This is a genomic window from Streptomyces sp. NPDC038213, assembly GCF_055600495.1.
In genome coordinates, this window is the sequence record NZ_JBVJYM010000018.1 from 139,446 (window position 1) to 150,210 (window position 10,765).

The 10,765-nt window shown below is 74.3% G+C and carries 11 protein-coding genes and 1 rRNA gene; 2 read left to right on the forward strand and 10 right to left on the reverse strand.

The window, feature by feature from the left end; genetic code table 11:
- Nucleotide 1: 1 nt before the first annotated feature.
- Genes ACZ7JZ_RS23545 through ACZ7JZ_RS23555 form a run of 3 tightly spaced genes read right to left on the reverse strand, consistent with a single transcriptional unit; the run spans nucleotide 2 to nucleotide 2,068 of the window.
- Nucleotides 2–940 carry an NAD kinase gene (locus ACZ7JZ_RS23545; protein WP_470942545.1) on the reverse strand — a complete coding sequence of 313 codons (939 nt, stop codon included), beginning with the start codon at nucleotides 938–940 and terminating at the stop codon, nucleotides 2–4.
- Nucleotides 937–1,752: a TlyA family RNA methyltransferase gene (locus tag ACZ7JZ_RS23550; protein WP_470942547.1), complete on the reverse strand. Its 816-nt coding sequence runs from the start codon at nucleotides 1,750–1,752 to the stop codon at nucleotides 937–939. The genes ACZ7JZ_RS23545 and ACZ7JZ_RS23550 overlap by 4 nt, the downstream gene beginning before the upstream one ends.
- 7 nt (nucleotides 1,753–1,759) lie before the next feature.
- Entirely contained in the window at nucleotides 1,760–2,068 is a 309-nt protein-coding gene (locus ACZ7JZ_RS23555; protein WP_470942550.1) for a hypothetical protein, read from the reverse strand.
- A 76-nt stretch (nucleotides 2,069–2,144) separates the two neighbouring features.
- On the opposite strand from ACZ7JZ_RS23555, the gene ACZ7JZ_RS23560 reads away from it, so the two are divergent.
- Complete coding sequence (locus ACZ7JZ_RS23560) at nucleotides 2,145–2,492, forward strand: SCP2 sterol-binding domain-containing protein (RefSeq protein ID WP_470942578.1); 348 nt, start codon at nucleotides 2,145–2,147, stop codon at nucleotides 2,490–2,492.
- Nucleotides 2,493–2,598: 106 nt separating this feature from the next.
- On the opposite strand, the gene ACZ7JZ_RS23565 is transcribed toward ACZ7JZ_RS23560, so the two are convergent.
- The 4 genes from ACZ7JZ_RS23565 to ACZ7JZ_RS23580 all read right to left on the reverse strand — a co-directional run bounded on the left by ACZ7JZ_RS23565 (nucleotide 2,599) and on the right by ACZ7JZ_RS23580 (nucleotide 6,758).
- Nucleotides 2,599–3,465: an ABC transporter ATP-binding protein gene (locus ACZ7JZ_RS23565; RefSeq protein WP_470942552.1), complete on the reverse strand. Its 867-nt coding sequence runs from the start codon at nucleotides 3,463–3,465 to the stop codon at nucleotides 2,599–2,601.
- Nucleotides 3,466–3,494: 29 nt separating this feature from the next.
- On the reverse strand, nucleotides 3,495–4,556 hold the full coding sequence (locus tag ACZ7JZ_RS23570; RefSeq protein ID WP_470942554.1) for a FecCD family ABC transporter permease: 1,062 nt from the start codon (nucleotides 4,554–4,556) through the stop codon (nucleotides 3,495–3,497).
- Entirely contained in the window at nucleotides 4,553–5,599 is a 1,047-nt protein-coding gene (locus tag ACZ7JZ_RS23575) for a FecCD family ABC transporter permease (RefSeq protein ID WP_470942555.1), read from the reverse strand. Before ACZ7JZ_RS23575 ends, ACZ7JZ_RS23570 begins: the two co-directional genes overlap by 4 nt.
- Nucleotides 5,600–5,696: 97 nt before the next feature.
- Complete coding sequence (locus ACZ7JZ_RS23580; protein ID WP_470942557.1) at nucleotides 5,697–6,758, reverse strand: HAD hydrolase-like protein; 1,062 nt, start codon at nucleotides 6,756–6,758, stop codon at nucleotides 5,697–5,699.
- Nucleotides 6,759–6,843: 85 nt separating this feature from the next.
- Here ACZ7JZ_RS23580 and ACZ7JZ_RS23585 point away from each other — a divergent pair, with 85 nt between their 5' ends.
- Nucleotides 6,844–8,109, forward strand: coding sequence for a DUF1015 family protein (locus ACZ7JZ_RS23585; RefSeq protein ID WP_470942559.1), 1,266 nt, complete (start codon nucleotides 6,844–6,846; stop codon nucleotides 8,107–8,109).
- A 94-nt stretch (nucleotides 8,110–8,203) separates the two neighbouring features.
- Here ACZ7JZ_RS23585 and ACZ7JZ_RS23590 read toward each other — a convergent pair whose 3' ends face one another.
- From ACZ7JZ_RS23590 to rrf, 3 genes are all read right to left on the reverse strand, one after another.
- Nucleotides 8,204–9,070, reverse strand: coding sequence for a tetratricopeptide repeat protein (locus tag ACZ7JZ_RS23590; protein ID WP_470942561.1), 867 nt, complete (start codon nucleotides 9,068–9,070; stop codon nucleotides 8,204–8,206).
- The gene (locus tag ACZ7JZ_RS23595; protein ID WP_470942562.1) at nucleotides 9,052–10,449 is read right to left on the reverse strand and encodes a hypothetical protein; all 1,398 of its coding nucleotides are present in this window, start codon (nucleotides 10,447–10,449) and stop codon (nucleotides 9,052–9,054) included. Before ACZ7JZ_RS23595 ends, ACZ7JZ_RS23590 begins: the two co-directional genes overlap by 19 nt.
- Nucleotides 10,450–10,674: 225 nt before the next feature.
- Nucleotides 10,675–10,765 (reverse strand): 5S ribosomal RNA (rrf, locus tag ACZ7JZ_RS23600); the annotation flags it as partial.

Here is a 10,765-nt window from a genome sequence, read left to right on the forward strand (position 1 = left end):
CTCAGTGCGGCGCGCCCCGCCACCCCGACACCGGCAGGGCGAACTTCGCCACCAGCCGGTCCGTGAACGAGGCGTGGTGCAGCCGCGCCAGCCGCACCGGCACCGCGCCCCGCCGGACCTCCACGCGGGCCCCCGCGGGCAGCTCCAGCATCCGGCGCCCGTCGCACCACAGCACCCCGTGCGGGGTGCCCGTCTGCACCTCGACGGCGAGCACCGAGTCCGGCGAGGTCACCAGCGGCTTCGCGAACAGCGCGTGCGCGCTGATCGGCACCATCAGCAGGGCCTCGACCTCCGGCCACACCACCGGACCGCCCGCCGAGAACGCGTACGCCGTGGAGCCCGTCGGGGTCGCGCAGACGATCCCGTCGCAGCCGAACCCGGTCACCGGCCGCCCGTCGATCTCCAGGACCACCTCGAGCATCCGCTCGGGCGACACCTTCTGCACGGCGGCCTCGTTGAGCGCCCAGTCGGTGTGCAGCACGTCGCCGTTGGTCCGGACGACCACGTCGAGGGTCATCCGCTCCTCGACCTCGTACGAGCGCGACACCACCCGGTCCACGACCTTGTCGAGGTCGTCCCGCTCGGCCTCGGCGAGGAAGCCGACCCGGCCCAGGTTGACGCCCAGCATCGGCACGCCGGAGGCCCGCGCGTACTCCGCGCCGCGCAGCAGCGTGCCGTCCCCGCCGAGCACGATCAGCAGCTCGCACCCGTCGAGCACCCCGGGCCCGGTGTCCCCGACCAGCTCCACGCTGCCGGGGCTGTCCGGCAGCGGCAGGTCCGCCGCCTCGTGCTCCAGGACCCGTACGCCGATGCCGCAGCGCAGCAGCCCCTTGACCACCAGTTCGGCGCTGCGGATCGCCGCCGGCCTGCCGGTGTGCGCGAGGAGGAAGACGGTGCGTGCCGCCGCCTCCCCGCCTTCCCCTGTCACTGAAGTCGTCACTGCGGCCCCTCCGCCACTGCACGGTCCACGTCTGCCGGGTCGAGCGCCGGTGCCCCCGCCCGCAGCCAAAGAAAGTACTCGACGTTCCCGGAGGGGCCGGGCAGCGGACTGGCGGTGACCCCGAGGACGCCGAGCCCGAGCCCCGCCGCGCTGCGCGCCACGTCGCGCACGGCCTCGGCGCGCAGCTCGGCGCTGCGCACCACGCCGCCGCTGCCGAGCCGGTCCTTGCCGACCTCGAACTGCGGTTTCACCATGAGGACCAGGTCGGCCCCGGGCGCGGTGCAGCGCACCAGGGCGGGCAGGACCAGCCCGATGGAGATGAAGGAGAGGTCGCCGACGACCAGGTCGACGGGCAGGCCGTCGATCTGCTCCAGCGTCAGTTCACGGACGTTCGTGCGGTCCTTGACCGTGACCCGTGCGTCGCTCTGGAGCGACCAGGCCAGCTGCCCGTACCCGACGTCCACCGCGACCACGTGCCCGGCGCCCGAGCGCAGCAGCACGTCGGTGAACCCGCCCGTCGAAGCCCCGGCGTCCAGCGCCCGGCGCCCCTCGACCGCCAGCCCCCTGGGGATGAAGGCCGCCAGCGCCCCGGCGAGCTTGTGGCCGCCGCGGGAGACGTAGTCGGGGTCGCTGTCGTCCTTGAGGACGACGAGTGCGGCGCTCGTCTCGACCTGGGTGGCGGCCTTGGTCGCGGTGGCCCCGCCGACGGTCACGCGGCCCGCGGCGATCAGCTGGGCCGCGTGCTCCCGCGAGCGGGCCATCTTGCGGCGCACCAGTTCGGCGTCCAGGCGGCGGCGTGCCACTCCTGCCACGTTCGGTTCAGCTCCTGTTTTCGTACGGACCAGAGGCGGGGTCCGCGTCCAGCGCGTCCAGCACTTCGCGCAGGCCCCGGTGTACATCCTCATACACATCGGGGTGGGCGTCCGCCGGGAGGTGGTCCGCATCGGCCAGCCGCTCCAGCCGGGCGTCGACCTCGGGCCGCCCGGTGGGGGTGCGCAGCAGCCCGAGCGGGCGCGCGGCCGCCGGTGCGGGGTCCGGTACGGGTTCCCGTACGGGACCGGGGCCCGGCGCGGATTCCGGAGCCGGGACGGACACGGGCCCGGCGGGGTCGGGCGGGGAGTCGCTCATGCCACGACGCTACCGCGAAGCGCCCCGGCAGCCCGCGCCCGCACACCCCGCGCCCTGCGGTACGGTCGGCAGCACCATGGCCACGATCGAAGAGTGCCGCGCCGCACTCGACACGCTCTCCGACAGCATGGCGCGCGCCGACGGCGAGGTCCGCGGCGCGATCGCCCTGGACCGCTCGCTCAGCTGCCACATCACGGACCTGGACACCACCTTCCGCGGCCGGCTGGCCGGCGGGCGGATCCGGGTGGACGCCACCGAGCCCGGCCCGCCCGCCGCCAAGGCCGACGTCCGGCTCGCGATGGCGGGCGACGACCTGCTGGCCCTGGTCGGCGGGCGGCTCGACTTCGCCCGCGCCTGGGCCTCCGGCCGGATCCGGCTGGAGGCGGGCTTCCGCGACCTGCTGCGGCTGCGGAAGCTGCTCTAGGCCGTCAACAGAAGCCGTCCGTTCCAGAAGCCGGCCGTTCCGGGAGGCCGAACCTCCCGGAGGCCGTACCTCCCGGAGGCCGCCCGCGCCGGATCGCGGGACGGCCTCAGGCCGTGGCCGCGGCACCCGCAGCAGCGGCCTTCGTACGGACCTTCCGCGCCGCCGGGACCACCAGCGGGGTCCCGGTCTCGGGGTCCTCGATGACCTGGCAGCGCAGCCCGAAGACCTCCTCGACCAGCTCCGCGGTCACGATCTCGGACGGCGGCCCCTGCGCGACCACCCGACCCGCGCGCAGCGCGATCAGGTGGGTGGCGTAGCGGGCGGCGTGGTTGAGGTCGTGGAGCACGGCGACCAGGGTGCGCCCCTGCTCCTCGTGCAGACCGGCGCACAGGTCGAGGACGTCGATCTGGTGCTGGATGTCGAGGTAGGTGGTCGGCTCGTCGAGCAGCAGCAGCGGAGTCTGCTGGGCGAGGGACATCGCGATCCACACGCGCTGGCGCTGGCCGCCCGACAGCTCGTCCACGGCGCGGTCGGCCAGTTCGGCCACCCCGGTGGCGGCCATGGACTCCTGCACGATCCGCTCGTCCTCCGGGGACCACTGCCGCAGCAGGCCCTGGTGCGGGTAGCGCCCGCGCGAGACCAGGTCGGAGACGGTGATGCCGTCCGGCGCGATCGAGGACTGGGGCAGCAGCCCGAGGGTCTTGGCGACCTTCTTCGCGGGCAGCGAGCCGATCGCCTGCCCGTCGAGCAGCACCCGGCCCGCGGCGGGCTTGAGCATCCGCGAGAGGGCGCGCAGCAGGGTGGACTTGCCGCAGGCGTTGGGGCCGACGATCACGGTGAAGGAGTTGTCGGGGATCTCCACCGACAGGTTCTCCGCGATGACCCGCTGGTCGTAGCCGAGGGTGACGTTCTCCGCGGTGAGCCGCTGCACTTCCGTACTCCTTGAACCCGTCGTACCAGTGGTACCAGTCATGCCGGTCGAACCGTGTGTGGATGCCGCCATCAGAGCCGCCCCGCCTTCCGCTCGGTCACCAGCAGCCACAGCAGGTAGAGGCCGCCGACGAGGCCGGTCACCACTCCCACCGGCAGCTGGTCCGCCCCGAAGGCCCGCTGCGCCGCCCAGTCGGACGCCAGCAGCAGGACGGCCCCCATGAGCGCCGAGGCGACCAGGTTGGAGCCGGGCGAGCGGGTGAGCCGCCGGGCCAGCTGCGGGGCCGCCAGCGCGACGAAGGCGATCGGGCCGGCGGCGGCGCTCGCCGCCGTGGTCAGCAGGACCGCGGCGAGCATCAGCAGCATCCGGGTCCGCTCGACCTTCACCCCCAGCGCGTACGCGGCGTCGTCGCCCATCTCCATCATCCGCAGGGCCCGGCCCTGGCCGAGGATGAGCGGGAAGAGCACCGCGCAGGTGGTCAGCAGCGGCCACACCTGGGCCCAGTCGCGGCCGCTGAGCGAGCCGGTCAGCCAGACCGTGGCGCGGGCCGCGTCGACGAACTTCGCCTTCGTCAGCAGGTACTGGATCGCCGCCAGCAGCATCGCCGAGCAGCCGATGCCGACGAGGACGAGCCGGTAGCCGTGCACCCCGCGCTTCCACGCGAACACGTACACCGCCACACCGGCCAGCACACCGCCCGCCAGCGCCCCGCCGGCCACGGTGGCGGCATCGGCGCGGAAGAGCACGATGGCCACGAGCGCGCCGACCGCCGCGCCGTTGCCCACGCCGAGGATGTCGGGGGAGGCGAGGGGGTTGCGGGAGACGGACTGGAAGACGGCTCCGGCCATGCCGAGGGCCGCACCGACCAGCAGGCCCACCAGGACCCGCGGCAGCCGCAGGTCGTTGACGATGAACGCGTCGGCCGGGTAGCCGTTGCCCATCAGGGTCTTCACGACGTCCGCCGGCGCGATCTCGTAGTCGCCCGTGCCGATCAGGAAGACCGCCGCCAGCAGGGCAGCCGCGAGCAGCAGCAGCCCGGCCGCCAGGGCCCGCGGCTCGGCCCGCAGCGAGACGCCGCCGGGCGCGCGCAGGGTCCGCTTGCGGGGGCTGCCCGCCCGCAGTTTCACGCTCACAGCTGGGCCATCCTCTTGCGCCGTACCAGGTAGATGAAGACGGGCCCGCCGATCAGCGCGGTCACGATGCCGACCTGGAGCTCCGCGGGCCGGGTCACGACCCGCCCGACCACGTCGGCGCCGAGCAGCAGGACGGGCGACAGCACCGCCGAGTACGCCAGCAGCCAGCGCATGTCCGGGCCGGTGGCCATCCGCGCGAAGTGCGGGATCATCAGGCCGACGAAGACGATGGGACCGCAGGCCGCGGTGGCCGCCCCGCACAGCAGGGTGACGGCGACCATGGCGGTGAGCCGGGTGCGCGTCAGGTTCGCCCCGAGGGCCCGCGCGGTGTCGTCGCCCATGGCCATCGCGTTGAGCGGCCGGCCCAGGCACAGCGCGAGGACCGCGCCGACCACGATGAAGGGCGCCACCTGCCGGACCGTTTCCACATTCGCGGAGGCCAGCGAACCGACCGTCCAGAAGCGCATCTTGTCCAGCGCCTTGCTGTCCATCAGCTGTACGGCGTTGATGTAGCCGACCAGGGCCGCACTGGCCGCCGTACCCGCCAGCGCGAGCCGCACCGGCGTGGCGCTGCGGCTGCCGCCGAGCACGTACACGGCCACGGAGACCACCGCGGCCCCGGCGAAGGCGTACCAGACGAACTCGCTGAGCGTGGAGGCCCCGAAGAAGCTGATGGCGGTGACCACGGCGGCCGCCGCGCCCGCGTTGATGCCGAGGAGGCCCGGCTCGGCCAGCGGATTGCGCGTCAGCGACTGCATCACGGCGCCCGACAGCCCGAGCGCGACGCCGACCAGCAGCCCGAGCAGGGTCCGCGGTACGCGTACGTCGGACACGACCACGTCCGTGACGGTGCCGGAGTAGTGGAACAGGCCGTGCCAGACCTGCTCCAGCGACATCGGCTTGGCTCCCACGGCGATGCTCATGGTGGCGATCACCGCCAGCAGGGCCAGCGCGGCCAGCAGGCCCGCGGCGCGCACCGCGTGGCGGGAGCGCGGCGCGGCAGCGGCCGCGGCGCTCTGTTCGGGGGGACTCTCGACCAACACGCAGGTTAGGTTAGCCTACCCAATCGATAGTTCGAGCGTCCGGAACGATCTTCGAAGCCGCCGCGGCCCGCCCGCCCGGCCGCGGCGTCCTCCCTCCTCAGAGCCCCAGCTGCGCCAGCGCCTTCCCCGCGTCCAGCGCGCAGGAGCCCGTACCCGCCCGGGTCCAGGCCGCCGCACACAGCGCCCGCAGCCCGTCCATCGCACCGGCCCCACCGGACACCCCGTCCCCACCGGCCCCGCCCACCGGCTCCAGGACCAGTACGCCGTCCCCGGCCGCCGCCCGCCAGCCCCCGCAGCGGAACCCGTCCCCCGCCGGAACCACCTCGGGCTGCCCGGTCAGCATCCCCCGCAGATCGGTGTCCACGTACGTCGGCCGGTGCCTGGGCTCCGCCCGCAGCAGCTGCGCCGCGTCCGTCACCCCCGTCAGCACCAGCAGCGAGTCCACGTCCCCGTTGAACGCCCCCTCGATGTCCGTGTCCAGCCGGTCCCCGACCACCAGCGGCCGCCCGGCCCCGGTCCGCAGGATCGTCTCCCGGTGCATCGGGGGCAGCGGCTTGCCCGCCACCTGCGGCTCGGCCCCCGTCGCGATCCGTACGACCTCCACGGCCGCCCCGTTGCCCGGCCCGATCCCCCGCGCCCCCGGAATCGTCAGATCGGTGTTCGACGCGAACCACGGCACCCCGCGCGCCACGGCGTACGCGGCCTCCGCGAACCGCCCCCACGGCAGCTCCGGCCCCCCGTACCCCTGCACCACCGCCGCCGGCGAGTCGTCCGCGGAGTCCACGGGCACCAGCCCGCGCTCCCGCAGCGCCACCCGCAGCCCCTCGCCCCCGATCACGAGCACCTTCGCCCCCGCCGGCACCTGGTCGGCGATCAGCCGCGCCACCGCCTGCGCCGAGGTGATCACCTCGGCCGCGGCCGTCGGGATCCCCAGCTCGGTCAGGTGCTCCGCCACCGCGTCCGGGGTCCGCAGCGCGTTGTTGGTGACGTACGCGAGGTGCATCCCGTCCGCCCGGGCCGCCCGCAGCGAGTCCACCGCGTGCGCGATCGCCAGCCCGCCCGCGTAGACCACCCCGTCGAGATCCAGCAGAGCCGTGTCGTAGGCCCGGTGGAGGCTGCGAGAGCTGCCCGCGGGCCGGTTCCTGATCTCCCGGATCATCTGTCCGCTCCTCATATGAATTAAGCCCGGTCTGGTACTCAAACCCGATCATCCCGCATCGCGAGACGCGACTTACCATGCATCAATGACCACTTCACGGCCCGCAGAGCAGGGACTGCGCCTGATCCCGTTCCATGGACTGCGCTACGTCCCCGAGCGGGTCGGCAGCCTCGCCGCCGTCACCTCGCCCCCGTACGACGTCGTCGTACGGCCCGACGGCCTGAACCACCTGGAGTCGGCGGACCCGCACAACATCGTCCGCCTGATCCTCCCGCAGGCCGCCACCCCCGGCGCCCGCGACGACCAGGCCGCCCGCACCCTGCACGACTGGCTCGCCGAGGGCGTCCTGCGCCGCGACCCCGAGCCCGCGCTGTACGTGTACGAGCAGCAGCGCGGCGACCTCCTGCAGCGGGGCCTCATCGGCGCCCTGGCCCTCTCCGAGGCCGCCGCGGGCATCGTCCTCCCCCACGAGGACGTGATGCCGCACGTGGTCACCGACCGGGCCGGGCTGATGCGCGCCACCCACGCCAACCTGGAGCCCCTGCTCCTCACCTACCGCGGCGACGGCGCCGGCGCGGGCGCCGTGGTCGAGGAGACCGCCCGCCGCGCCCCCCTCCTGTCGACCACCACCGAGGACGGGTTCACCCACCGGCTCTGGTCCATCACCGACCCCGCCGACCTGGCGACCGTCACCGCCGACCTGTCCCGCCGCCAGGCCCTGATCGCCGACGGCCACCACCGCTGGGCGACGTACCTGCGGCTGCAGTCCGAGCAGCCGCGGCCGAGCGGGTGGGACTTCGGCCTGGTCCTGCTCGTGGACACGGTCCGCTACCCCCTCCAGGTCCGCGCGATCCACCGGATGCTGCGCCGGCTGCCCGTCCCCGAGGCCGTCGCCGCCCTGGCCGGCTCCTTCCGCGTCCGCCCGGTCGACGGCCCCCTGGACCGCGCCATGGCCGAACTCGCCACCGCCGCCGACGGGGGCAACGCCTTCCTGCTCACCGGTGACGGCACCTACCACCTGGTCACCGACCCGGACCCGGAGCTGATCGAGCGCACGGTCCGCCGGGACCGGCCCGAGGCCTGGCGCCGCCTGGACGCGACCGTCCTGCACGCCACCCTGATCGACGCCCTCTGGCAGGTCCCGGACTCCCCCGAGCACATCGCCTACATCCACGACACCGCGGCGACGGTGGAGATGGCCGGACGCAACGGCGGTACGGCCGTCCTGATGCACCCGGTCCGCGAGGACGTGGTCCTGGACCTGGCCCGCCAGGGGGTCACGATGCCCCGCAAGTCCACCTCGTTCGGCCCCAAGCCGGCCACCGGCCTGGTCCTGCGCAGCGTGGACTGAGCCCGCGGCGGGCCCCGGCAGCCCCGTACACGACGAAGGGCGGTATCCCCGGTGGGATACCGCCCTTCGCCTACGTCACTTCATCTCACAGGCCTCAGGCCCGCGAGTCGCCCTCGCTGCGGAAGGCCGACTCGGACTCGTACTCCTCGTCGTCCTCGTCGTAGTACTCGGCGACGTCGCCGGCGGCCTCGGCCGCCGCCACCTCGGCGGGGTCCTGCGCGTCGTCGTCACCGTCGAGGTCGTCGCCGTCGAGCTCATCGCCGTCGACGTCTTCGGCACCGTGCTCCCCGCGGGGCGCGGAGTCGAGCTCCTCGTCCTCGAGGTGCGCGTCCATGGCGTCGACGAACTCGACGCCGTCGAGCTCCGCGAGCCGGTCGGAGGCGTCGGTCGCCCCGTCCTTGTCGGCCTCGATGGTCTTGCCGAACCACTCGCGGGCCTCGTCCTCGCGGTCGGCCGCGAGGAGCGCGTCGGCGTACGCGTAGCGCAGGCGCGCGGTCCAGGGGTGGACGGCGCTGGAGGCCAGCTCGGGGCTCTGCAGGGTCACGATGGCGGCGTCGAGCTGCCCCATGTCCCGGCGGGCGCCGGCGGCGACGAGCCGCATCTCGACCTGCCCGGCCTTGTCCAGCTTCTGCACCTCGGGCTCGCCGGCCATCGCGAGCGCACGTTCGGGACGGCCCAGACCGCGCTCGCAGTCGGCCATGACGGGCCACAGCTCGACCGAACCGGTCATCCGGCGCGCGGCACGGAACTCGGCGAGGGCCTCGCTGTACTTCTGCGTGGCGTACGCCGCGAAGCCGGCGGCCTCGCGGACGGCGGCGACGCGGGAGGCGAGCCGCAGGGCGATGCGCGAGTACGCGTACGCCTGCTCGGGCTCCTCGTCGATCAGCCGGGCGACCATGACCAGGTTGCGCGAGACCTCCTCGGCCAGCCCCTTGGGCAGGCTCATGAGCTCCTGGCGCACGTCACCGTCGATCTCGTCGCCCGTGACGTCCTCGTCGATCGGCAGCCGCTTGACCGGCTCGCGGTCGCGGTCGCGGAAGTCCCGGTCCCGGTCGTCACGGCGCCCGTAACCACCGCGGTCGTCGCGCCCGCGGTACCCGCCGCGGTCGCCACCGCGGTCATCGCGCCGGTCGTCACGGCGGAACCCACCGCGGTCGCCCCCACGGTCGTCCCGGCGGTCGTCCCGGCCGCGGTACCCACCACGGTCGTCGTCGCGGCGGAACCCGCCCGAGGGACGGTCGTCGCGGCGGAACCCACCGCGGTCACCACCGCGGTCGCCACCCGGACGCCCACCGCGCTCGTCGTCACGGCGGAAGCCGCCGGAAGGCCGGTCGTCGCGGCGGAACCCGCCCGAGGGACGGTCGTCGCGACGGAACCCGCCACGGTCGCCACCGCGGTCGTCCCGACGGTCGTCCCGACGGAAGGAGGGACGGTCGCCACCGCGCTCGTCGTCACGGCGGAACCCACCGGACGGACGGTCGTCCCGACGGAACCCACCGCGGTCGCCACCCGGACGCCCACCACGCTCGTCGTCACGGCGGAAGGCCGGACGGTCGCCACCACGGTCGTCACGGCGGAACCCACCGGACGGACGGTCGTCCCGACGGAACCCACCGCGGTCGCCACCGGGACGCCCACCACGCTCGTCGTCACGGCGGAAGCCGCCGGAAGGCCGGTCGTCGCGACGGAACCCGCCACGGTCGCCACCGCGCTCGTCCCGACGGTCGTCGCGACGGAACCCGCCACGGTCGCCACCGCGCTCGTCGTCACGGCGGAAGCCGCCCGAGGGACGGTCGTCGCGACGGAACCCACCGCGGTCGCCACCCGGACGCCCACCACGCTCGTCGTCACGGCGGAAGGCCGGACGGTCGCCACCACGGTCGTCACGGCGGAACCCACCGGACGGACGGTCGTCCCGACGGAACCCACCGCGGTCGCCACCGCGGTCGTCGCGGCCGCGGTACCCGCCACGGTCGCCGCCCCGCTCGTCGTCACGGCGGAACGACGGGCGGTCGTCCCGACGGTCGAATCCACCCTCGCGGCGGAACGGGGGACGGTCGCCACCCCGCTCGTCACGACGGAAGGAGGGGCGGTCGCCACCGCGGTCGTCGCGACGGAACCCGCCCGAGGGACGGTCACCGCCACGGAACCCGCCGCGGTCGCCGCCACGGTCATCGCGGCCGCGGTACCCACCACGGTCGCCACCGCGGTCTCCGCCACGGTCGTCGTCCCGACGGTAGCCGCCGGAGGGACGGTCGTCACGGCGGAACCCGCCGCGGTCGCCGGCAGGCCGGCCGCCGCGGTCGTCGCGACGGAAGCCGCCGCCGGACCGGTCGTCACGGCCCCCGCGGTAGCCGCCCCTGTCGCCGTCGCCGTCGCGCCGCCTCGGCTCGCGCTCCGGACGTCCGTCGGGAGAGTTGGTGGACATGGGTGTGACTCCTGTCTTCGGGGTACCGCAGTCATTCTCGCGCAACCACGGGTGGGCCGCGCTTCGGCAAAGTCGGAAAAACAAAAGGACCCTTGGTCCCAGCGTGAACGCTGGGACCAAGGGTCCTTTGAAAGATTGTTCGGCGGCGTCCTACTCTCCCACAGGGTCCCCCCTGCAGTACCATCGGCGCTGAAAGGCTTAGCTTCCGGGTTCGAAATGTAACCGGGC